The organism is Corynebacterium sp. TAE3-ERU2 (genome assembly GCF_019209955.1).
GTDB classification, from domain to species: Bacteria; Actinomycetota; Actinomycetes; order Mycobacteriales; family Mycobacteriaceae; genus Corynebacterium; species Corynebacterium megadyptis.
Window position 1 is genome coordinate 57,625 of the sequence record NZ_JAHUTL010000001.1, and the last position, 22,918, is coordinate 80,542.

The 22,918-nt window shown below is 63.7% G+C and carries 19 protein-coding genes, 3 tRNA genes and 1 riboswitch; of the genes, 7 read left to right on the top strand and 15 right to left on the bottom strand.

Annotation, left to right across the window (positions count from 1 at the left end; all coding sequences use genetic code 11):
* Positions 1-3: 3 nt before the first annotated feature.
* The 3 genes from KRX12_RS00240 to KRX12_RS00250 are packed head-to-tail and all read right to left on the bottom strand — an operon-like array spanning position 4 to position 3,371.
* Positions 4-1,590 carry a DAK2 domain-containing protein gene (locus KRX12_RS00240; protein ID WP_218365355.1) on the bottom strand — a complete coding sequence of 529 codons (1,587 nt, stop codon included), beginning with the start codon at positions 1,588-1,590 and terminating at the stop codon, positions 4-6.
* Positions 1,591-1,604: 14 nt separating this feature from the next.
* Entirely contained in the window at positions 1,605-2,309 is a 705-nt protein-coding gene (locus KRX12_RS00245; protein ID WP_218365356.1) for a uracil-DNA glycosylase, read from the bottom strand.
* A gap of 51 nt (positions 2,310-2,360) precedes the next feature.
* Positions 2,361-3,371, bottom strand: coding sequence for a thiamine-phosphate kinase (locus KRX12_RS00250; RefSeq protein WP_218363718.1), 1,011 nt, complete (start codon positions 3,369-3,371; stop codon positions 2,361-2,363).
* Positions 3,372-3,506: 135 nt separating this feature from the next.
* Between KRX12_RS00250 and KRX12_RS00255 the strand changes: the two genes are divergently transcribed.
* Positions 3,507-4,502 carry a DUF3515 domain-containing protein gene (locus KRX12_RS00255; protein ID WP_255550002.1) on the top strand — a complete coding sequence of 332 codons (996 nt, stop codon included), beginning with the start codon at positions 3,507-3,509 and terminating at the stop codon, positions 4,500-4,502.
* Between the two features lie 13 nt (positions 4,503-4,515).
* Here the strand turns inward: KRX12_RS00255 and KRX12_RS00260 are convergent, their stop codons facing one another.
* From KRX12_RS00260 to KRX12_RS00280, 5 genes are all read right to left on the bottom strand, one after another.
* Positions 4,516-5,586, bottom strand: coding sequence for an ABC transporter substrate-binding protein (locus KRX12_RS00260; protein WP_218363719.1), 1,071 nt, complete (start codon positions 5,584-5,586; stop codon positions 4,516-4,518).
* A gap of 17 nt (positions 5,587-5,603) precedes the next feature.
* Entirely contained in the window at positions 5,604-6,392 is a 789-nt protein-coding gene (locus KRX12_RS00265) for an ABC transporter ATP-binding protein (RefSeq protein ID WP_218365357.1), read from the bottom strand.
* A gap of 7 nt (positions 6,393-6,399) precedes the next feature.
* A complete protein-coding gene (locus KRX12_RS00270; protein ID WP_218364321.1) occupies positions 6,400-7,443 on the bottom strand; it encodes an iron ABC transporter permease in 1,044 nt (347 codons plus the stop codon).
* A gap of 115 nt (positions 7,444-7,558) precedes the next feature.
* A riboswitch (cobalamin riboswitch) is annotated at positions 7,559-7,700 on the bottom strand.
* A 47-nt stretch (positions 7,701-7,747) separates the two neighbouring features.
* Positions 7,748-8,860, bottom strand: coding sequence for a D-alanine--D-alanine ligase family protein (locus KRX12_RS00275; RefSeq protein ID WP_218363721.1), 1,113 nt, complete (start codon positions 8,858-8,860; stop codon positions 7,748-7,750).
* Between the two features lie 166 nt (positions 8,861-9,026).
* Positions 9,027-10,025, bottom strand: a complete 999-nt coding sequence (locus KRX12_RS00280; RefSeq protein ID WP_218363722.1) for an NAD(P)H-dependent glycerol-3-phosphate dehydrogenase — start codon at positions 10,023-10,025, stop codon at positions 9,027-9,029.
* A 174-nt stretch (positions 10,026-10,199) separates the two neighbouring features.
* On the opposite strand from KRX12_RS00280, the gene KRX12_RS00285 reads away from it, so the two are divergent.
* Together KRX12_RS00285 and KRX12_RS00290 are read left to right on the top strand one after the other, a co-directional pair.
* The gene (locus KRX12_RS00285) at positions 10,200-11,585 is read left to right on the top strand and encodes a YdiU family protein (protein WP_218365358.1); all 1,386 of its coding nucleotides are present in this window, start codon (positions 10,200-10,202) and stop codon (positions 11,583-11,585) included.
* Between the two features lie 24 nt (positions 11,586-11,609).
* Positions 11,610-12,608 (top strand): bifunctional NUDIX hydrolase/histidine phosphatase family protein, encoded by a 999-nt coding sequence (locus KRX12_RS00290; RefSeq protein ID WP_218363724.1) that lies wholly within the window; start codon positions 11,610-11,612, stop codon positions 12,606-12,608.
* Between the two features lie 102 nt (positions 12,609-12,710).
* On the opposite strand, the gene leuD is transcribed toward KRX12_RS00290, so the two are convergent.
* Complete coding sequence (leuD, locus tag KRX12_RS00295) at positions 12,711-13,298, bottom strand: 3-isopropylmalate dehydratase small subunit (RefSeq protein ID WP_218363725.1); 588 nt, start codon at positions 13,296-13,298, stop codon at positions 12,711-12,713.
* A gap of 30 nt (positions 13,299-13,328) precedes the next feature.
* The gene (gene leuC / locus KRX12_RS00300; protein ID WP_218365359.1) at positions 13,329-14,747 is read right to left on the bottom strand and encodes a 3-isopropylmalate dehydratase large subunit; all 1,419 of its coding nucleotides are present in this window, start codon (positions 14,745-14,747) and stop codon (positions 13,329-13,331) included.
* A gap of 230 nt (positions 14,748-14,977) precedes the next feature.
* Here leuC and KRX12_RS00305 point away from each other — a divergent pair, with 230 nt between their 5' ends.
* Entirely contained in the window at positions 14,978-15,703 is a 726-nt protein-coding gene (locus KRX12_RS00305; RefSeq protein WP_218363727.1) for an IclR family transcriptional regulator, read from the top strand.
* 132 nt (positions 15,704-15,835) lie between these two features.
* On the opposite strand, the gene KRX12_RS00310 is transcribed toward KRX12_RS00305, so the two are convergent.
* Positions 15,836-15,908 (bottom strand) — tRNA-Glu (locus KRX12_RS00310).
* An 853-nt stretch (positions 15,909-16,761) separates the two neighbouring features.
* Between KRX12_RS00310 and KRX12_RS00315 the strand changes: the two genes are divergently transcribed.
* Together KRX12_RS00315 and KRX12_RS00320 are read left to right on the top strand one after the other, a co-directional pair.
* A complete protein-coding gene (locus KRX12_RS00315) occupies positions 16,762-17,175 on the top strand; it encodes a Rieske (2Fe-2S) protein (protein WP_218363729.1) in 414 nt (137 codons plus the stop codon).
* A 133-nt stretch (positions 17,176-17,308) separates the two neighbouring features.
* Positions 17,309-18,673 (top strand): MFS transporter, encoded by a 1,365-nt coding sequence (locus KRX12_RS00320; RefSeq protein WP_218365360.1) that lies wholly within the window; start codon positions 17,309-17,311, stop codon positions 18,671-18,673.
* Between the two features lie 171 nt (positions 18,674-18,844).
* Here the strand turns inward: KRX12_RS00320 and KRX12_RS00325 are convergent.
* From KRX12_RS00325 to gltX, 3 genes are all read right to left on the bottom strand, one after another.
* Positions 18,845-18,917 (bottom strand) — tRNA-Glu (locus KRX12_RS00325).
* Between the two features lie 35 nt (positions 18,918-18,952).
* Positions 18,953-19,024: transfer RNA gene (locus tag KRX12_RS00330), tRNA-Gln, on the bottom strand.
* A gap of 128 nt (positions 19,025-19,152) precedes the next feature.
* Positions 19,153-20,649 (bottom strand): glutamate--tRNA ligase, encoded by a 1,497-nt coding sequence (gltX, locus tag KRX12_RS00335; RefSeq protein ID WP_218363731.1) that lies wholly within the window; start codon positions 20,647-20,649, stop codon positions 19,153-19,155.
* Between the two features lie 54 nt (positions 20,650-20,703).
* On the opposite strand from gltX, the gene KRX12_RS00340 reads away from it, so the two are divergent.
* Positions 20,704-21,828, top strand: a complete 1,125-nt coding sequence (locus KRX12_RS00340; RefSeq protein WP_218365361.1) for an isochorismate synthase MenF — start codon at positions 20,704-20,706, stop codon at positions 21,826-21,828.
* Positions 21,829-21,969: 141 nt separating this feature from the next.
* On the opposite strand, the gene KRX12_RS00345 is transcribed toward KRX12_RS00340, so the two are convergent.
* Entirely contained in the window at positions 21,970-22,767 is a 798-nt protein-coding gene (locus tag KRX12_RS00345; RefSeq protein WP_218363733.1) for a fumarylacetoacetate hydrolase family protein, read from the bottom strand.
* Positions 22,768-22,918: the final 151 nt, after the last annotated feature.

The following is a 22,918-nucleotide window of genomic DNA, read 5'->3' on the forward strand; positions in this document are numbered from 1 at the left end:
GGTCTATTCCACCCCGATCTCCGCTGCGTAGTTCATCCCCCGCGCCGGATAGACGCTGAGCTCAATATCGCGCTGCGCCAGCACCTCCTCCTGCAGCAGCGCACTCAGCTGCTCTACCCCACTGGCGTCACTGAGCAGCACGGTCACGAGTTCGGACTCTGGCCGCAGCAGCCGTTCGCAGGCCGCCGCCACCGCCGCATCCAGGGTGCTGGCACAGGCGAGTTCTTCGCTTGTCGACGCCGCCCCCGAGCCAGCATGCGCCACATACTGGTTCGGCTCTGCACTGATATAGCTGGTACGCATCGCGGAGGCGGCCTCGGACATCGCATAGCAGTCCACCACGAGCGGTTGGCGGGGATCGTGCACGGCGATAGCCGCCAACCCCGACACCAGCTGGCTGGTGGGCACCAATTGGATAAACACCCCGCTGGCATGGGCGGCTAATTCGGTAGAGACCAATTCCCGCTTGGAGAGCATCCCATTGGGCAGCACCGAGACTTCCTTCGCGCCGACTGTAGAGATAGCCTCGCCGATCTTTTTCACCGTGTCCTCCCCGGCGCTCGCTGGCGCCACCACGGTGGCCCCGGAGGCCTCATAGAGCTCGGCGAGTTCGCCGTGCGGGCACAGGGCGATGATGATGCGCCGCTGCTGATCCACACGAGCAGATTCCGGCTCCGGCTCGGGCAGGGCCTCGAGATGCAGCTGGGAGACCTCGCCGCCATAGCTATAGGCGGTCTCGATGACGGTGCCGGGCTGCTCGGAGTGAATGTGTATCCGGCCCTGATAGTCCCCGGCGCGGGCGAGCACCAGGCTATCGCCGAGTGGCTGCAGGGCGGCGTAGAGCTCGTCGATGTCCTCGCCTTCGTAGTAGAACATCACCTCGAGGTAGGTGCTACTACGCATCTGCGTAGCAGTGCCGCGGTGCGGGGTGATGGCGGAGAGATCCTGCACCGGCACCGTCGGGTCGATCTGCTGGGCGAGCGTCTCGAGGAGCACCACGAGTCCGGCTCCCCCAGCGTCGACGACTCCCGCCTCGCGGAGGACATCGAGCTGCGAGGGCGTGGCATCGAGGGCGCGCTGGGCGGCGGCGGTGGCAGCCAGCACCACCTCTGCCAGATCATTCGAGCCGGTGGCATCGGCGGCCACGGCGGCCGCCCGCAGCACGGTCAGTACCGTTCCTTCTACCGGCTCGTTGATGGCCTCATTGACCATGGCCAGTGCGGTGTTGAGGGAGGTGCGCACCATAGTGCCGTCGATGCCGCCGCCGGCTGCGGCCAGTGCCACCGCGCGGAGCACTTGGCTGAGCACCATTCCGGAGTTTCCCCGCGCCCCGCGCACGGAACCCTGGGCGAGGGCTGTGGCGACGTCGTTGACGTCGAGTGGCTGCGGGGAGGCGTCGATAAGCGTCTCGAGATGCGCCAGTGCGGCTTCCATCGTGTGCGCCATATTGGAGCCAGTGTCCGAGTCCGGCACGGGGAACACGTTCAGCGCATTGATCTCCGCCCGGCGCGCCGCGAGCTGCGTGGCGGCGGCGCGTGCCCACGAGTGGAGTTCTGTGGGGCCGAGCGTGGTGGGGGCTGCTGAAGTCATAGTGACACTACAGTCTAGTGTTTCGGCTGGGATGCGTGGGTGGGGTGTGTATCGAGTCGCCAGTCTATGGGCGTGGCACCGAGCTTGCTGAGGATGTCGTTGGTGCGGGAGAAGGGCTGGGAGCCGAAAAACCCGCGGGAGGCGGACAGCGGTGAGGGGTGCGGCGAGCAGATACACGGGGTGTCGCCGAGGAAGCGTTGGGTGTTTTGGGCGTCGCGTCCCCACAAGATCGCCACCAGCGGGGTGTCGCGTTCGGCGAGGGCTGTAATAGCGCATTCGGTGACCTCTTCCCAGCCGTGTCCGCGGTGGGAGCCGGCGCGCCCTGGGCTGACGGTGAGTACGCGGTTAAAGAGTGCAACACCTTGTTCGCACCAGGCGCTCAAGTCGCCGTGTTCGGGCGGGGTGATGCCGAGATCGGAGTGGAGTTCGGTATAGATATTGTTCAGGCTGCGCGGTAGGGGGCGCACATCGGGTTGGACGGAAAAGGACAGCCCCATGGCATGGCCGGGAGTGGGATAGGGGTCTTGGCCGACGATGAGCACCTTGATCTCGTCGAAGGGATAGCTGAAGGCGCGCAGCACGTCGCTGCCGGCGGGCAGATAGCCGCGCCCGGCGGCGTTTTCGGCGCGGAGAAACTCTCCCAGCTGGTGGATGGTATCGGCGACGGGGGCGAGCACGGGCGCCCAACTGTCGTGCACGGGCAAGTCGGTGGTGGTCATGGCGGTGCCTTTAGCGTCGTGGTGGATGCGGTGGGGATGGGCCGGGCTGGCTTAGGGGCTGTGCCGGTCCGCGGGTCTGCTGGAAAAGGTACTCCAGCCATCGGCAAAGCGGGCGGTCTCGCCATCAACGGTGACGGGATAGGGGGCGCGGCCGCGCACGACTTCGCCGATGACGCGGAATCCGCTCGGCGCTTGGCCGGCGGTGGTGGCGATGATGGCGTGGTCCTCTCCCCCGCCGAGTACCCATTCCCAGGGGTCGCGTTCGAGGAGTTCGGCGGCGCGGCGCATGGCGGCGCTCGGCGCGATGGCGGCGCCGAAGAGGTTGATGCCGACGCCCGAGTGATAGGCGATGGCGTGGCAGTCGGTGTAGAGGCTATCGGAGGTATCGGTCATCGCGGTGGCCCCGGTGGCGCGGGCGATCACCCCGCGTTTGGGTTGCAGTTCTGGGGTGCAGTGCGAGCGCACGAGGTGGCGGAACTCCTCCGGAATGTCCTCGGGGCCGAGTTCGGAGAGCAGGGCGAGCCCGGCGGCGGATTCCCCGAGGGCTCCCGAGGCCACAACTTTTTGCCCGACGCGCGCCTTGGACAGCGTGGTGGCGGGCAGATTACCGCCGAGCTGCCCGGTGGCGGTGATGGAGATAATGAGTTCCTCGGATTCCACCAGATCGCCGCCGACGAGTTCGGCGTTGTGTTTGGCGGCTTCCTCGGCGATGCCGTGGGCGAGTTCTTCTACGAAGCTCACCGGGGTGGCGGCGGGGGCGCCGAGTGCCAGCAGTGCGGCGACGGGACGCGCCCCCATGGCTTCGATATCGGCGAAGTTCGCCACGATCGCTTTGCGACCAATATCGTGGGCGCTGGACCAGTCGAGCCGAAAATGCCGGTTGCCCACCAGCATGTCGGTGGTGACCACGGTGCGGGTATTGGGCACGGGGTGGCCGAGCACTGCGGCGTCATCGCCATTGCGGGCCGAGGGCGCGGCGCGCAGGATCGCCGCGATCGCGCCTTTTTCTCCTAGGTCGGCGAGTGTTGGCCCGCCGTAGCGGGTGGGAAAGGTCACGGGCATCGTGTTATGCCACCGTCCTCGTTGTGTGGGTGTTCATCCGTGGCGCCGCCTGCACATGCCCGGCGGGCGTGCGGGCGCCGCATTTGATGCTATCCGATGCTCCGCCACAACGGGCTGCGGGTAGAGTTTGTGGCTATGAGCAGCTCCCGTACTGAGACTCCCGCCTCTGATATTCCTCGGCGTCCCATCATTATCGCGCTGGTGCTTTCGATTCTTCTCACCATTGCGGTGCTCCTCGGCACTAAATGGCTTTTCGGCGATGGCCGCGATCCCGTAGCGCTGTCTGAATTGCCCTCTGAGCAGGCCGATTCAGCGGAGTGCTCGGCGCTTATCGACGCTCTCCCGGAGTCGCTCAACGGCCTGAAAAAGGCGCGTCTGGTGGAACCGGTACCGGCCGGGGCCTTCGCGTGGTCGGGCACCGATAATCAGCGCATCACCTTGCGCTGCGGTGTGCAGCCCCCTGCCCAGTACACCACTTTGGCCCGCACCGAGGATATTGATGGCCGCGAGTGGTTGCGGGTCAAAGACGCCACCACCGGCTCGACCATGCAAACCTGGTATCTCGTGGGTGCTACCCCCACGGTGGCGGTGACCGCCGATGCGCAATCCTTGGGCGATGCCCCCAACCCGGTGGCGGATCTCGACGATGCCTTGGCGCCGATTCAGGGCGAGCGCTTGTCCCCTGCTGCCGCCCCCTTGGCGCAGCTGGACTCCCCCGATGCCGAGAATCCCAGCTGCGCGGCCTATGAGCAGGCGCTGCCGAGCGTGCTAGAGACCTCCTCGGGCACCTACCGTCTGGTTAAGGGCTCGGAGCTGATCGCCGCCGGCTATCCGCAGGATCCGCAGAACACGGTGGCGTGGATGCCGGATGACGATGGCCTGGAGCCGATTGTCACCCGCTGCGGCCTGGCGGAGCCGGCGGGCTATGAGCCCGGTGAGCAGCTGCAGCAGATCAATGACATTCCGTGGTTCAATGACACCCAGTTGGCTAATGGAACGACCCAAGGCGTGTGGTACGCCCTGGGCCGTGATGTAGCTATTGCGGTGGCCATGCCCCAAGCTGTGGGCCAGACCGTGTTTGTGGATATCGGAGACGTCATCGCCGACACCACCGCCACGGTCGCCCGCTAGGCCGGCACCTGTTTTAGGAATCGATACGGACGTTGAGGCTGGGCTGGATATCGGATTCCGGTACCAGCCCGTACTCCTCTAGCCCCTTGCGCACGAGCTCGGCGCCGTCGATATTGAGCGGCCCGGAGGTCCACAGCGCATAGGGCAGGTTGATGAAGCGCTCCTGCTGCACCGCCTCGAGATCCTTGGTGGCGGGGTTCTTCTTCAGCTGCTCCACCTTTTGCTCGAAGCTCTGGCCGGGATAGTCGACGAAGACAAACACATCGGGCTGGGCATCGGCGAGGGTTTCCCAGCCCACCTCCACCCAGGTGTCATCGAGATCGTCTGTTGCGTAGTCTGCACCGGCAGCGGCCACCATTTCTGCGGGAGCACCCTTCGCGCCGGAGGTAAATACCGCATCGGTGCCGGAGTCGTAGAGGAAGACCACCGGCTTGTTCTCCGCCTGCGGGGCGTTATTCAGCGCCTCGATACGCGCATCCATATCGGCGATCACGTCTTCGGCCTTATCCTCATGGCCGGTGATCGCGCCGACGTTGCGCAGATCGCTGCGCACCGCATCCCACGGGTTTTCCACGCCGCGGGCGGTCGAGCCCTCTTGGCGGCAGGCCTCGGTGAGGATATAGGTGGAGATATCGTGCGTGGCTAGGGAGTCGGGGGTGATGTTTTTATCCTCCCCCAGCCCATAGCCCCAGCCGCCGTAGAACACCTGCGGGGAGGCGGCCACGATCTGTTCCAGGGAGGGATACTCCTCGCTGATCTCCTTTAAGTTATTGACCTTCTCGCCATATTTTTCGACGAGCACGTCGCGGTCCCGGTTCAGGCTTGAGACCGCAACCAGCTCATCTTGGGCATCGAGGGCCAGGTTGAGCGCGATGAGGTTGCCGTCATTGGCCAGGCCGGCGGCCTTTTTCGGAAAGCTCACCTCCTCGCCGCAGTTGGTGACGGTGACCATCTCGCCGGAGTGGTCGGTGGCATCGTTAGGCGCTGCGGGGTTCTCGGCGCTGCCGCCGCCGGAGCAGGCGCTCAGAAGGACTGTGGCGCTGCTCAGGGCGGCGACAAGCGCGAGGCGATAAGGCTGTGACATGTGTGTGTGTACGCATCCTATGGGTTGGAGGAATCATAACGGGTGGATACCCCATCGATAACGAGATGAGGGTGGCGCAGCCCTTGCCGCACAATCACCGAATCCACGCCAAAGACTGTGCGCACCCGCGCCGCGTCGAGCACCTCAGTGGGGCTACCGCAGGCAAGAACCTCGCCGTTGTGCAACACCAGGCAGATATCGAAATGCGTGAGCGCTAGGTCTAGGTTGTGGATTGTGGAGATGATTGTTGCGTGCGAGGCGCGCATGAGCTCCAAGACGCTGAGCTGGTGCTCCACGTCGAGGTGATTGGTGGGTTCATCGAGCAGGATCAAACCGGTGTCTTGGGCGAGGGCGCGAGCGATAAACACGCGCTTGCGCTGCCCTCCCGAAAGCTGGTTGCAGGTGCGTTCGGCCAGATCGGTCACGCCCACCCGCTGCATCGCCTTCTCGGTGGCCTCGCGGTCCGCAGCCGACGGCGGCCGCCACACCGACTGGTGCGGCAGACGCCCCAACGCCACGGTTTGGCGCACGGTCAGCCCCTCCGGCACGGTTTCTTCCTGGCCGACATAGGCCAGCATCTGGCCCCGCTGTTTCGCGCTCAACGACGCCAGCGGCGTGTCATCGATGCGCACCTGGCCGCGGGAAGGGAGAAAACCCGCGATGCTGCGCAGCAATGTCGTTTTGCCGGCGCCATTAGGGCCGACGATGGCGACCATGGCGCCAGGCTCCACGCTGAGGGTGACGTTGCTGAGGATAGGGGTGGCGTCGATAAGGCAATCCAGCTGCTCGAGATGGAGACTACGCATCAGAGTTCTAGGCCTCCTTAGCGAAGCTATACGAGCTCGACCTGCCCATGATGAACAGGAACAAAGGCGCGCCAATAATGCCGGTGACTACTCCGAGGGGAATTTCCTGCGCGCCTGCGACAACGCGCGAAGCCATATCCACCCAGAGCAAAAACAGCCCGCCACCGAGCATGGCGATGGGCACCAACCTGCGATGCGTTGGGCCCACCAGCATGCGTGCCAAGTGCGGCACCACGAGACCGACAAAACCGATCCCGCCGGACACCGCGACGAGCACGCCCACGAGCACCGCTTGGAGAAGGAACAGAGATGCTCGGAGCTTATCGACGTCCACTCCTACGCTTGCGGCCACATCCTCCCCCGATGCCAAGGCATCGAGACGAGGACCGAGGACGAAGAGAATGACAGCGGCCAGAAGCGTCGCCACCACCGGGATGCCTAATTTGATCCACTGCGCCCCTGCGACAGAGCCCAGCATCCAAAACATCACCGATTGCGCGGCGCGCGGATCGGGACCGATGAACACGAGAAAACTGGCGAGGGCTGAAAAGGCGCTCGCGAGCACGACACCGGTAAGGATCAGCCGCAAGGGGGTGATACCTCCCTGGGCGTAGGTGATTCCATACACCGCCATCGTGGCCACGAGCGCACCAATCAGCGCCCCGCCAGAAAGTGCCCACACCCCTAATGAGGAGAAAATGCCTAGAGTAATAACGGCTGTCGCGCCGACGCTAGCGCCGGAGGACACGCCCAACAGATAGGGATCAGCCAGAGGGTTACGCACCAGAGTCTGCATGGCCACACCGGCCAGCGCGAGCCCAGCGCCGACGATGAGAGCAAGCAGGCCTCGCGGCGTCCGCAGCTGCCACACAATGGTCTCCACCGACTGCTCCGGCACCGTGGCCGAAGACAGGCCCAGCTTCGACTGCATCACAGCAGCCACATCACCGAGCGGGATGGTGACCGATCCCACCGCTACCGAGGCAACGGCTGAGACCGCAATGAGCAGCACAAGCACGGCCACGAGGGCCGTGTAGCTGCGTCGAAAAATCGACACGCCAGCAACAATCCTTCACTGCTAGGCGACCTTAGGAAAACGAGATACTCGCATCCCCACGCGAGGCCGAAAACCTAGCCATCAAGTGGTTCACACTTTCTTTCAGCTGCCTTTAACGTTGGCCGAGGGCAGGCATTCGGACTTGTCCACATATCCTCGCTGTGAAAGCGAAGCGCGGCTTACCGTTGCGCGTCAGCTCTGGAGTTGCACCAGATTCCCCTGCGGGCTCGACCCAGCAGCGCTTTGTATTTTACACCGCGGATGGATGGCTGCGAATAAGCGTCGATAAGCGCCGCAGCTAGCGGCGAGAAAGCGCCTGCTGGACCACAATATCTAGCAGCTCAGCGTAGGGCACGCCGGAGGCCTCGAATACCTTGGGATACATCGAGATCGGGGTAAAGCCGGGCATGGTGTTGATCTCGTTGAGCACCGGGCCGGAGTCGGTGACGAAGAAATCGACGCGCGCCAAGCCCGTGCAGTTCAGGGCGTGGAAGGTTTCCACAGCCAGCGACTGGATCAGCTCCGTGGTCTCCTCGGCGAGCGGCGCCGGGATCGCGGCAGAGACCACATTGTCCAAGTATTTGGTGTCGAAGTCGTAGAAGCCCTCGTCGCCGTCCTCGGTGCCGATGAGCTGCGCCGGCACCGAAGCCACCACCTCGCCCGAGGGGTATTGCAGCACGCCGCACTCCACCTCAGCGCCGCGGATTTCCGCCTCCACGATCACCTTCTCGTCATAGGCCACCGCCGCCTCATAGGCCGCGGGGAACTCCTCCCAAGACTCCACCTTGGAAATACCGATCGAAGAACCGCCGCGAGCCGGCTTGACGAATACCGGCAACCCCAGCAGCTCCTTTTCTGCCTCACTGAGCTCGCCGCGCTGCCGCAGCACCACCTCGCGCCCCACGGGCAGCCCCGAGGCGCTCATGAGTTTCTTGGTGTATTCCTTATCCATCCCGGCCGCCGAGGCCAGCACCCCGGCACCCACATAGGGCACCCCGGAGAGCTCGAACAGACCCTGGATGGTGCCATCCTCACCGAATTTGCCGTGCAGCACCGGCACGATCACATCCACGCGATCATAGAGCTGCCCGGCGCGCTCGCCGCTGCTATAGCGGAACTCGCCGCGCCGGTTGGGATCCACCGAGAGCTGAACCTCCTCGGTGTGTTCCACCACGGGTAACTCGCGGCCGTCGGCGCGGAGCTGCTGCGGATCGGATTGCCCCACCACCCACGTGCCTTCGAGGGTGATGCCCACCGGCACTACCCGGTAGGTCTCAGCATCGAGGTGGCTCATCACCGCCGAGGCCGAGATACAGGAAATCGAGTGCTCGGAGCTGCGGCCGCCATAGACGACGGCAACAGAGGTACGGGTGTCAGTGGCATCGCTGGCAAAAGAGGTGGGAGCAGTCATCTCGGTCTTTCATATCTCGGCTGTAGTGACGGGCTGTCTTATGGACAGTAGTGCGGGACTGTGGGTACGGGCTGTGTTGCGGGGCTGTCCGCCTGCTGCGGCGCAGGCACGCGGCATTGCACCGCACCTCGGCGAGCGGGGTGGGTGCCGAACCGCTGCGATTGTACTACTCGGACTTCTTCGAACGCCCCATCAGCGCACCCACCATGGTGTCCACATCCATTCCCTCGTGGCACACCAGGTACACGGCGTGCGTGATAGGCATGTCTACCCCGTGCCGCTCGGCGAGGCGGAACACCGACTCCGAGGAGGTCACGCCCTCAGCCACCTGCCCCGAGGTGGCGTGGGTGGCCTGCTCAAGCGAATCGCCCCGGCCGAGGCGGGCGCCGAAGCTGCGGTTGCGCGACAGCGGCGAGCTGCAGGTGGCGACCAGATCGCCCAATCCTGCCAGCCCGGCGAAGGTGCGGCTATCGGCGCCGACCGCCACGCCCAGCCGGGCGATCTCGGCGAGGCCGCGGGTGATCAAGCTCGCGGTGGTGTTCTCCCCTAGCCCTTTGCCATTGGCCATACCGCAGGCCAGGGCAATGACGTTCTTGCACGCCCCGCCGAGCTCGGTGCCGATGACATCGGTATTGGTATAGGGCCGGAAATAGGGCGCAGAGCAGGCCGCCTGGGCGTATTTGGCGTTGTCCTCGTTAGTGCAGGCGATCACGGTGGCGGCGGGCTGTTCCATGGCCACCTCGCGGGCCAGGTTGGGCCCTGAGAGCACGGCGATGCGCTCCGGCTCGATGCGTCCAGCCTCGGCGATTACCTCGCTCATCCGCATCAAGCTGCCGTGTTCTACACCCTTGGCGAGGCTGATCACGATCGCCTCCCGCGGGATGAGCTCGACCCACTGCTCCACATTGGCGCGCAGTGTCTGGGAGGGAACGCCCAAGACCACGATGTCGGCGCCGGCGAGGGCGTGGGCGGCATCGGCCGTGGCGGTCACGGACTGGGGCACGCTAAGCCCGGGCAGGTAGTCGAGGTTCTCGCGCATGATCTGTATGGATTTCGCCACCGATTCCCGGCGCGCCCAGAGGCGCACGGTGGCTCCGGCATCGGCGAATACCTTGGCTAGGGTGGTGCCCCAGCTTCCTGCGCCCATCACTGTCACGTTGACCATGAACCCTGTTGTGTCCTTCCCGAGGTATCTGCTCGTTGCGGTGGTAGCTGCTCGTTGTTGTAGCTGCACTGTGTCGAAGCGGCGCGCAGAGTGGAGTCGCCGCAGACAGTGCTGCGTCTGTGTGCGAGTCTACCGAGCATTGCCCAGCGGCCGTGGACAGTACACTGTGGCGGTATGTCTACTCCTGTGTTGCGCGCCGAGTTTGCCGAGAACTTCCCCGATCTCTGCCTTGAGTGGCAGGCAGCTGATTATCCCGATGCCTCGCTGCTGCAACTCAATGAGCCTCTCGCGGCGGAGCTCGGGTTGGATCCGCAGTGGCTGCGCACGGATGCGGGGCTGGATTTTCTGTGCGGCCGGGCCAGCGGCTGCTATACCCAGCCGGTGGCCCAGGGCTATGCGGGCCACCAGTTTGGCCAGTTCAATCCGCAGTTGGGCGATGGCCGCGCCCTGCTGCTCGGCGAGCTCGACACTCCTGGTGGGCTGGTGGATCTTCACCTCAAGGGCTCGGGGCCCACACCTTTTTCGCGGGGCGCGGATGGGTATGGGGCGCGCGGGCCGATGCTGCGGGAGTATCTGATCTCCGAGGCGATGCACGCTCTCGGCATCCCGACCACGCGGGTGCTGGCGGTGATTGATACCGGCCGCAGCGTGCTGCGTAGTGGCCCTGAGCGCGGGGCGATGATTGTGCGGGCGGCCAGCTCCCATATTCGCGTGGGCACCTTCCAGATGGCGACGGTCCTTGGCGCCGAGGATGTTTCCGCCCAGCTGGTCGAGTATTGCCTCCAGCGGCATTATCCCGAGTATGCCGGCGGCGGGGCGCTGGCCTTGCTCGAGCAGGTGATGAACACTCAGATGCACACCGTGGCGCAGTGGATGGGCGTGGGCTTTATCCACGGGGTGATGAACACCGATAACACCACGATCAGCGGCGAGACGATCGACTACGGCCCCTGTGCTTTTCTCGACGCCCACGCCACGGATGCGTGTTTCTCCAGCATCGACACCACCGGCCGCTACCGCTACAGCCAGCAGCCGGCGATCCTCGGCTGGAATATGGCCCGCTTCGGTGAGGTGCTGCTGCCGCTTATCGACGCCGACCCGCAGGCCGCCATCGCCCAAGCCCAAGAGGTCCTGAGCAGCCAGGGCAGTCGCTTCGACGCCATCGCCACCGAGATGTGGGCCGCCAAGCTCGGTATCAGCGGCCGGCCACAGGCGCCGCAGGTGGTCTCCTTTGCCCTGGATTATCTGCGCCGCGAGCAGCCGGATCACACCACGTTTTTCGCCACTCTCGAGGACTACGCAGCAGAGCAGACCCATCCTCTGTGGCAGGCCTGGCGGGACTGCGAGCCGGATCCGCAGCGGAATAATCCTGTGGTCATTCCCCGCAACCACGAGGTGGAACGCGCCCTCAGCGCGGCCGTCCAGGATGACTGGCAGCCGTGGGATGCACTCCTGCACGCGCTGCGCCACCCCTTCGATGCCGACGCCGCCTATCCGGAGCTGCTCGAGCCGGCAGCTGCGGAATGGACGGAGAATTTCACCACCTTCTGCGGCACCTAAGACCGCCGTCCTACAATTGCAGCTATGGCTTCTCACGCGCAGGAAACTGATAAAGACCGCAAGAACAACGTGCTTGTCACGGGTCGGCTGCAAAAAATTCCTTCTAATCCCTGCAAGGACATCACCCGCCCGACCCTTGCTGCGGGCGCGGTGCTGTGGCGCGGCGATCGTTCCCGCCCCGAGGAGATAGAGGTGGCGGTGATTCACCGTCCCCGCTATGACGACTGGTCTTTGGCGAAGGGCAAGCTGGATCCGGGTGAGTCCCTGCCGGTGACTGCCGCCCGTGAGATCGAGGAAGAAACCGGCTACGAGGTCCGCCTGGACAAGCTCATCGGCAAGGTCAGCTACCCGGTGCACAAGCGCACCAAGGTGGTCTATTACTGGCTGGCCGAGGTCATCGGCGGCGAGTTCAGCGCCAATGATGAGGTGGACACGCTGCGCTGGCTGCCCATTGACGACGCCGCCTCGCTGCTGTCCTACCAGCTGGATGTGGACGTCTTGCGCAAGGCCGAGAAACGGCTGCGCCTTGCCCCGGATACCCGCGTCATTCTGCTGCGCCACGCCAAGGCCTATCAGCGGAAGAATTGGCAGGGCGATGACTCTATCCGGCCTTTGGATAAGAAAGGGCGTCGACAAGCGGAAATGCTGGTGCCTTTGCTCAGCGCTTTTCGCCCCGAGCAGCTGTATTCCGCCGAGCCTGATCGCTGCCAGGACACTATTGCCCCGCTGGCCGATGAGCTGGGCATGGATGTCACCGTCAATGAGCTCTTCGGCGACAATGCCTGGCTTTCGCAGATGACAAACTGCCACAGCGCCATCTCGGAGCTGTCCCGCAGCGGCACGATTTCTGTGGTGTGCTCCCAGGGGATCTGGATCCCCGATGTGGTGGCGTGGGCCGCGGCCCGCGGTCAGCTGCCGATCGATGAGATTAAGGCGAAGAAGGGCTCGATGTGGATGCTGGACTTCCGCGACGGGCAATTGGTGGGCGCGGACTATCTCGCCAGTGCCCTGCCGGTGAAATAACCGGCTTATCGCCCGCATACGCCATACGACCCCGCCAGGTGGATAACACCATGGCGGGGTCGTATGCTGCGCGGGGCGCGGGGCCGCAGCGGGGCGGCGGGCTTAGAAGACCCGCGGCATGAAGGGCTTGCGCTGGGCCTCGAAACGCTTGATGGCGTCTTCATCGCGCAGAGTGAGGCTGATATCGTCGAGCCCCTCGATCAGCCGCCAGCGGGTGTAGTCATCCACCTCGAAAGGCAGGATGTGCTCGCCGGCGGTGACGGTGCGGTCGACGAGATTTACCGTCAGTTTCAGGCCCGGGGTCTGCTCCATCAGCTTCCACAACAGCTCGATATCGCTGTGCTCCATCTGCGCGGCCAGCAGCCCGGCCTTACCGGCGTTGCCGCGGAAAATATCGGCGAAACGCGGGGAAAATACCACCCGGAAACCATAGTCCATGAGCGCCCACACGGCGTGCTCACGGGAGGAGCCGGTGCCGAAGTCCTCGCCGGCGACCAAAACCGAGCCTGCTGCGTAGTCCTCTTGGTTGAGCACGAACTCGGGGTCGCGTCGCCACGCGGCGAACAGCCCGTCCTCGAAGCCGGTGCGGCTGACCCGCTTGAGGTAGACGGCGGGGATGATCTGGTCGGTGTCCACGTTCGACCGCTTCAGCGGCACGCCGACACCAGTGTGAGTGTGAAACTTCTCCATTGTTGCTCTCTTCTCCTACTGCGACGGTGCTTAGAGGTCTGCGGGCGATGCCAGGGTGCCGGCCACCGCGGAGGCGGCGGCCACCGCGGGCGAGACCAAGTGGGTGCGACCACCCTTGCCCTGGCGTCCCTCGAAGTTGCGGTTCGAGGTAGAGGCGCAGCGCTGACCGGGCGAGAGCTGGTCCGGGTTCATACCCAAACACATCGAGCAGCCGGGCTGGCGCCACTCGGCACCGGCGGCGGTGATGATCTTATCCAGGCCCTCGGCCTCGGCCTGTTCCCGCACCCGCTGGGAGCCGGGCACCGTGAGCATGCGAACATTCTCGGCCACGCGGCGGCCCTTGAGCACCTCAGCGACCGCCCGCAGATCCTCAATGCGGCCATTGGTGCAGGAGCCGACGAAGACGGTATCGATTGTCACCTCGCGCAGCGGCTGGCCGGGAATCAAGCCCATATAGTCGATGGCCTTCTCCGCGGCCGAGCGCTCGTTTTCGTCGCTGATCTCCTCCGGGTTGGGCACGCACTCGGCCAGCGGCAAACCCTGGCCCGGGTTGGTGCCCCAGGTGACGAAGGGGGTGAGGGCATCGCCGTCGATGGTGACGACCTTGTCATAGCTGGCGCCCTCATCGGTGCGCAGGCTGGACCAGTATTCGACGGCCTGATCCCACAGCTCGCCCTCGGGCGCGTACTGCCGGCCCTTGATGTAGTCGAAGGTGATCTGATCGGGGGCGATCATGCCGGCGCGAGCACCCGCCTCAATCGACATATTGCAGATGGTCATGCGCTCTTCCATCGACAGCTTCTCGATGGCCTCGCCGCAATATTCAATAATGTGGCCCTGGCCGCCGCCGGTGCCGATCTGCGCGATGATCGCAAGAATCAGGTCCTTGGCGGTCACGCCCTCGCCGAGAGTGCCGGTGACATTAACGGCCATGGTCTTAAAGGGCTTCAGCGGCAGCGTCTGGGTGGCCATCACATGCTCCACCTCAGAGGTGCCGATACCGAAGGCGATCGCACCGAAGGCGCCGTGGGTGGAGGTGTGCGAATCGCCGCACACCACCGTCATACCGGGCTGGGTGAGACCCAGCTGCGGCCCCACCACGTGCACGATGCCCTGTTCTTGATCCGCCATGGGGTGCAGCCGCACGCCGAACTCCTCGGCGTTGGTGCGTAGTGTCTCCACCTGGGTGCGCGAGATTTCGTCCTTAATCTCCAGGATGGAACCGGTAGTGATGCCCTCGGTAGGGACGTTGTGGTCCTCGGTGGCCAGGGTGAGATCGGGGCGGCGCAAGGAGCGCCCCGCCAGCCGCAAACCGTCGAACGCCTGCGGGGAGGTGACCTCGTGAAGAAGCTGTAGATCGATGTAGATGAGATCGGGTTTGCCTTCTTCACCATGGGTCACGATGTGGTCGTGCCACACCTTTTCCGCCAGCGTTTTGGGGCTGGTCATATGATCACCGTTACCTTTCACTATGGTGCCTGCCGCAGCAGAACGGTCGTGTCTGCGTATGCCGCGGCGCGACTGGATGCACGGACGAGGGTTGTCCTCGGCATGTTCTGGCTGCGCATCTCATGCTCAACGTGGGGCTGGCACGCTGGGTCTGGGCGGTGTGTCAGGACACCCCGCTCAGCTCCAACCAGAAACTAGCCTCTCACGATATGGGATGATAATATCGTGTCATGGGAAAGTTTAACTCACTTGATGGGCAACAGTCCAGCGGAATCAAAGTACTGGACCGCACAGTACTTATCCTGAACACCGTCGCGAATTCGCCCCAATCCCTCAGCGAGCTGTGCGAACGCACCCAGCTTCCCCGCGCCACGGCACACCGGCTTGCCACCGCCTTAGAAATGCACGATCTTCTAAGCCGCACCTCCGATGGCAAATGGTCCATCGGCTCCGCCCTGCGCGCGCTCGGTGCCTCGAGCTCGGACAAGCTTATCGACGCCGCCGTGCCCATCATGGCCAACCTGATGGAGACTACGCAGGAGTCCGTGCAACTATATCGCCTCAACGGAACGATGCGTACCTGCGTGGCCGCCCAAGAGCCCTCCTCGGGACTGCAAAACACCGTGCCCGTGGGCTTTCGCATGCCACTGACCGCAGGCTCGGCCGCGCGCGTCTTCGTGGCCTATGCCCCACCGCATCTGCGCGACACCATTCTGCGCGATGCCCACTTCACCACCACCGACTTGGAGCAGGTGCGCGCCCAAGGCTACGCAGACTCGGTCTCCGAGCGCGAGGTCGGCCTTGCCAGCGTCTCCGCGCCCATCTTCGATGCCAATGGCGAACTGCTCGCCGTGCTATCGGTCTCCGGCCCCGCCGAGCGGCTTGGTCCTAACCCCGGGGCACGGCACGGGCAGGCATTACTCGAGGCCTCCCGCCAGCTCAGCGGCACCGCCTAAACACCGGCGACTGTCATAGCCCGCGGGCGGCACAACCGGCGGGTGCCGCAGCCGGCAGGTGCCGGCATACGAAAACACCTCCTCCCTTCTATCTTCCGGAAAAGATAGGTCAGGGAGGAGGTGTGCGCGTTGTACCCCGTACGGGATTTGAACCCGTGTTACCGGCGTGAGAGGCCGGCGTCCTAGGCCGCTAGACGAACGGGGCCTTGGATCGCTTCGAACTGCTCGTTCGTTGCCTGCATAAAGTTACACGACGGCTACTAAAAAATAGAAATCGCCGCCCTCAGCTGCGGAAATAGGCGTTGAGGGCGGCGTCGATAAGGCGTGTGGTGCACACGCACACGCGGGGCGTCTTCGGCGGTAAGTGAAGACGCCCCGCGCTGAACAATAATGTGAAAACCGATCCATGAACGCTCGGAGCCTCAGCGACTGCGCGTTCACGCTAACGACGAAGGTGCGGAAGTGTCGTGACCCCGGTGTCGTGCTCTCACCATGGGCCCGTCCGCTGTCTCTGCATCAGAGTCAGGTGTCGAGGTGATCTATGCGCAATCCGTAGACTATCGAGGAGGTCTCGGTGAACAGAGTCACGATAAACATTCACCTTCGCTTAGCTCTACCCTCGCGCATCTCTAGCGCGGAGAGGGATTAGATTATGGCAATGCTCGCTACGAAGGGGACGTGCGACGCTGTTACTAGAAAAGACGCTGCTTCAGCCATCCACTCTCCTTTGCTGACATGAAATTGCTCTGAACAGGTATGCGATATATCGCCGAGAATCTCACCCGATGCGCGCCGTAGCGGTGGCGACCCGCTGCGACTTAGACAACCCCGTCCTAGGCGCTGGTGGTTATCTCAAAAAACCCGTGTGAACTTCTCACCCCTCACTCTAGACCTCCGGCGACAGCGGGGGAAGAGATTCGCTATTTTTCTTTCCCCACTATTCCGCTTGTACCCCATATCGCCACCCCTGCTTCATGTGGGGGGAACGGGCACACCGGCACTCGTTTTAAGGAGCACCTTAATTTTCCCACCCGCTGAGCTGGGGTAGCGTGAGGCTCATGAGTGGTTTTGATACGTCCCGCTTCCCCTGTTCGCGGCGCAGCTTCCTCAAAGGAGTCGCCGCGGCGACCGCCGCTACCGCCTCCGGCGCCTTGCTCGCTGCCTGCGGCAGCTCTGAGACCGCCGCACAGGTGGATTCCGCATCCGTACCGGTGGGAGGCGCCGTCTTCGTCGAGGGCTGGGTTGTTGCCCAACCACAAGAGGGAGTGTTTACCGCCTACTCCGCCACCTGCCCTCACGCCCAGGGCCCCATCGATCACCTCGAGGACGTCGATGGCGAACAGGTGGCCGTCTGCTCCAAGCACATGTCGAAATTCAGCCTGGCCGATGGCTCGGTCATCGAAGGCCCCTCGCGGGATCCGATGGTGCCGGCCACGATCGACAAAGCCGGCAACGAACTGACCGTCTCCTAAAGATCCAGCGCCACACTGGGTGCGAGAGGTACACTTCTCGCGCTTTGAGGGGGCACTCACCTCTGCTTTTCCGCGCCACCCTCTATGGGGGATGAGGCGAGCGCCACGGCGGAGGCTGGTTTAGGCTCCCTCTATGCACCACCCCGATATCGACTCCACGTCATCTGCTACTACGCATCAGCCCGCGCCCTCGCGCACGGAGCGCCTTGATTCTCTTCCCGTGACCAGAAAACACGCCCAAATCTTGGGCGGCTCTGGGATCGGATGGGCGCTCGACGCGATGGACGTCGGGCTTATTTCTTTTATCATGGCTGCCCTCACCGCCCATTGGGGCTTGAGCCATACCGAAACATCGCTATTGGGATCCATCGGCTTTGTGGGGATGGCGATCGGTGCCACCTTCGGTGGTTTGCTCGCCGATAAATTTGGGCGCCGCTCCGTATTCACCCTCACCTTGCTGGTGTATGGCATCGCCACCGGCGCCTCCGCGCTTGCTGGCAGCCTCGCGGTCTTGCTCGTGTTCCGTTTCATCGTCGGCCTGGGGCTCGGCGCTGAGCTACCTGTGGCCTCCACCTTTGTCTCTGAGTTCGCTCCGCGCCGCATCCGTGGCCGCATGGTGGTCATCCTCGAGGCCTTCTGGGCGCTGGGCTGGATCCTCGCCGCCTGTATTGGTGCATTCGTGGTGGCCGCCGACGATAACGGCTGGCGTTGGGCTCTCGCTTTGGGCTGTATCCCCACCGTGTATGCACTCGTCGTTCGTTTTGGCATGCCGGAATCCGTCCGCTACCTCGAGGCCACGAACCGCCACGAGGAGGCCGAGAAGGTCGTCCGTTCCTTTGAAGAGTCCCCGGCTCTCGGACGCCAGCCGCAGCACGACCGCGCAGTGGCGGCAATGGAACCCGAGGTGGCGAACGCCCACTCTATTTGGGCATCGCCGCTGCGGCGTCGCACCGCAGCCTTGTGGACGGTCTGGCTGTGCATCAACCTCGCCTACTACGGGGCGTTTATCTGGATTCCGTCGATTTTGCACGAGCAGGGTTTCACCCTCGTGAAATCCTTCACCTTCACCCTCATCATCACTCTGGCACAGCTGCCCGGCTACGCCGCGGCCGCCTATCTGATTGAGCGTTGGGGCCGCCGCTTGACCCTCGCGGTCTTTCTTGCGGGTAGCGCCACCGCGGCGCTGAGCTATGGTTTGAGCTCGGCGGAGTGGCAGATTATTGCCTCCGGCTGCTTCCTCAGCTTTTTCAACCTCGGCGCATGGGGTGCGCTCTATGCCATTGGGCCGGAGCTCTACCCCACTGCCCTGCGCGCCACCGGCACCGGTGCGGCCGCTGGTTTCGGCCGTATCGCTTCTATCGCCGCCCCGCTGATCGTTCCGCCCCTGCTCGCCTTCGGCGGGCAAATCATGCTCTTTACCGTCTTCGGTATGGCGTTTGCGCTCGCCGCAGCCGCAGCCTTAACGTTGCCGGAAAATACCAACGTGGCACTGGATTAGCCGCAGCACCGCCGCTCTCACAGCACGTGAGAGAACGGGGCATATAATACGACAAGAAGGGGCGCCGAGTGCGCCCCTTCTTCTTGTTATGCGCCATAGAGAGCTCGCGACAAAGCAACAACCTCCCCTTCGCTTCCACCGAAGTGAAAATGAAGAGGAGGTTGTATGTTGTACCCCGTACGGGATTTGAACCCGTGTTACCGGCGTGAGAGGCCGGCGTCCTAGGCCGCTAGACGAACGGGGCTTAGGAACCAGCATGAAGCGTACTTCATACTGAAGCTGGCCTACCAGGACTCGAACCTAGAATGACGGTACCAGAAACCGTTGTGTTGCCAATTACACCATAGGCCATCGCGCTCAGCTGCTGATTGTTATCAGCTCCTGCTGTGCAACGAGGAATACTATAACCATGACGGCTCTCATTGCACAAACCAGCAGCTCAGGCGGAATTTTAGAGCTTTATTGAGGCGCCAATTGCGTTAGTTGGCGCTCTCCTCGCTCCACGGGGTACGCGCCCGGGCGGCCCGCAGGCGAGCCAGGGTGGAGTCCTTGCCCACCAATTCCATGGACTCAAACAGCGGCGGCGAGACCTGGGCGCCGGTAAGCGCCACGCGCAGAGCGCCATAGGCCTTACGTGGCTTGAGCTCCAGCTCTTCAATCAGACGAGAGCTCAGGGCCGACTCGATCTGTGCAGTGCTCCACTCCTCGAGCGGCTCCAGCACGGCGATCGCCTCGTCGAGGGCCTGGACGGCATCCTCCTTGAGATTCTTGCGGGCTGCCTTCGGCTCCAACTCGAGGTCCTCATCGGCGACAACGAGGAAGCGCAGCAGGCCCCAGGCATCGCCCAAGGTCTTGATACGGGTCTGCACCTGCTCGGCAGCGAAACGGAAGGCGTCGTCGGGATAGTCTGCCGGGAAGTCGTGGTACTCGCTGAGATAGGTGCGCAGGCGGGAAGCGAAATCGTCGAGTTCCAGCAGGCGGATGTGATCGGCGTTGATGGCCAGCATCTTCTTCTCATCGAAGCGAGCTGGGTTGGACAGCACATCGGTGATGTCGAAGTTCTCAATCAGCTGGGAGGTGGTGAAGATATCTTCATCCTTGCTCAGCGACCAGCCGAGCAGGGCGAGATAGTTGAGCATGCCCTCCGGGATGATGCCTGCATCGCGGTGGTTAAAGAGGTTCGACTGCGGATCGCGCTTCGAGAGCTTCTTATTGCCCTGCCCCATCACGAAGGGCATGTGCCCGAACTCTGGCACGCGCTGGGCCACGCCGATCTGCATGAGCGCCTCATACAGCGCGATCTGGCGCGGCGTAGAGGGCAGGAGATCCTCGCCACGCAGGACGTGGGTAACCCCCATGATGGCATCGTCCACCGGATTCACCAGGGTGTAGAGCGGCTGGCCATTGGAGCGAGCCACCACATAGTCCGGCTGGGTCTGGGACTTGAAGGAGATCTCGCCTCGCACCAAGTCATTCCACGCCCAGTCCTTTTCCGGCATGCGCAGGCGCCACACGGGCTTGCGGCCCTCGGCCTCAAACGCGGCCTTTTGTTCCTCGCTGAGATCGCGGTCGAAGTTATCGTAGCCCAGCTTGGGATCGCGCCCTGCGGCCTTGTGGCGCTCCTCCACCTCCTCTGCGGTGGAGTACGCGGGGTAGACCAGTCCGGCGTCGATAAGCTTCGACAGCACCTCCTTATAAATGTCGCCGCGCTGCGACTGACGATAAGGCTCGTGGGGGCCGCCCTTTTCCACGCCCTCGTCCCAGTCGATTCCCAACCAGTTCAAGGAATCGATAATGGCCTGGTAGGACTCTTCGGAGTCGCGGGCAGCATCCGTATCTTCAATGCGGAAGATCATCTTGCCGCCCGTGTGGCGGGCGTAGGCCCAGTTGAACAGGGCGGTGCGCACCATTCCGACGTGCGGAGTGCCGGTGGGCGATGGAGAAAAACGAACGACGACTTCTGAAGTATGAGACATGGTTGTCTAGTCTAGTAGCTTTCCCGTGGCCTGCATGAACTAGCATTACATGCCATGGCCCGATTCGCTCACCGTCCCTCTTCTGCACCGGATTTCCTGCTCTCTCGTGCCCATGGATCAGTGCGCACCCAAGGATCGCGCGCTACCTACAGCGACCCATGGGAAGCCGTGGCTGCGCTGCGCGAGGGGCGGGTGACGATGGTGGTCGGCGCTCTTCCTTTCTTGCGCGATGATCCCGCAGCACTGACCGTGCCCGAGCGGATCATTAGCGAACAAGGCCCCCTGGAGCCGCACGCGCACTATCGCATCGGCCCCGGTTCGCAGCTGCACTCCGAGCTTGTTGGCGTCGACCCCGAGGAGGATGAGCATCGGGCGCGGGTAGAGGCGGCCGTCGCCACCATCGCACGCACCCGTCTGGAAAAGGTGGTGCTTGCCCGCGCGGTGGACGTGCGCTTCGACCCACCGGCCGATCCGCTGTTGGTGGCAGCCAAGCTCATTGATCGCTCTCCCCACTGCGATGGCTTCATCGCCGACCTCTCCCCCGCTGGCGGCGACCACGCCCACACCATGTTGGTGGGCTCCTCCCCCGAGGTTCTGGTGCGTAAACATGGCACCACGATCAGCGCCTACCCACTGGCTGGTTCGGCACCTCGCGGCGTCGATAAGCGCAGTGATGAAGAAAATGGGCAGCGGCTCTACAACAGCACCAAGGACCTCGCCGAGCATGCCCATGTGGTGCAGCATTTGGAGCGCACCTTGCGGCCGCTGTGCGAGACGCTGAGCATTCCCGAGCGCCCCGAGCTGACCAAAACCGCCGAGATGTGGCACCTCGCCACCCCCATTACGGGCACGGTCAAGGAAGCAGAGATGACTGCGCTCGAGCTGGCCCTGCAGACACACCCCACCCCGGCGATTTGCGGCACCCCCACCGATGCCGCAGAGGCAATCATCACCGCCACCGAGACACCGCGCGGGTTCTATGCTGGCGCTGTGGGCTGGTCCAATCGGCGCGGGGACGGCGAGTACATGGTGGCGATCCGCTGCGCCGAAGTCGATGCCTATGGCACCCACGCCCGCACCTGGGCCGGCGGCGGGATCGTCGCCGATTCCGATCCGCAGGCCGAACTCGATGAAACCACCGCCAAGCTGCGGACCATTATGTCCGCGCTGGGGTTATAAGGGCGCGCGCGGGCCTGCGGGACTGCGGGCGTAGGGGCGCGCGCGACATACGACAACCACCCGCCGCCGAGTGGGATCTCAGCAGCGGGCGGGCATAAGTGTGAGGCCGCGACGCGCGGCGGGCGCAGGGGCGCGGCCGGTTTAGGCGCGCTCGACGGGGTTGGCCAGACGGCCCAAACCGGGGATCTCGATCTCGATGTGATCGCCGGGGAACATTTCCTCTGTTCCTGCCGGGGAGCCGGTGGAGATAACATCACCCGGCAGCAGCGTCATGGACGCGGTAATGAACTCCACGATCTCTCCCACGGACATGATCATCTGCGAGGAGTTGGAATCCTGCTTGGTCTCGGTGACACCGTTGTGCGTCAGGTGTGCCTTGATGGGCAGGTCCTCAAGATCGAGGGAATCGAGGTCGGTTTCGATCCACGGGCCCAGCGGGCAGAAGGTGTCAATGCCCTTCGCGCGCGACCACTGGCCATCGGAGAACTGCAGATCGCGGGAAGAGACATCGTTGATGACGGTGTATCCGAGGATCACGTCTTTCCAATTCTCGGCCTTGACGTTCTTGCACGGGCGACCGACGATGAGCGCCAGCTCGCCCTCGAACTCCACTCGGGTGGCGAAGTCGGGGATCTTGATGGCAGCGCCTGGGCCCACCACAGCTGTCGGCGGCTTCAGAAACAGCGTTGGGGGCAACGCATCCGCAGACTTCTTAAACACCTCCGCCACGTGGTCCGCGTAGTTGCGGCCGATCGCGCAAATCTTCGACGGCAGCATCGGTGCGAGCAACTTCACCTCGGCGATCGGCCAGCTACGGCCCGTGAATTCCGGCTTAGTGAAAGGAGTCTCTTTGATCTCCTTCGCTACCTGATCCTCACCTTCCCCCTCGATGACGGCGAAACACATTCCTTCTGGGTGGGCAATTCGTCCAAAACGCATGCCGACCATCTTAACCAGCCCGCGCTTCCACGCGCCGCTAATCGGGCATAAAACCTGCTACAGCACGGCGGCTCTCCCACCAGATGGGGTTAGTTTCCGCGCTGCTACTACGCATCAGAGCGGCTGATCCCCCATCGCGCTCGCGAGCAGG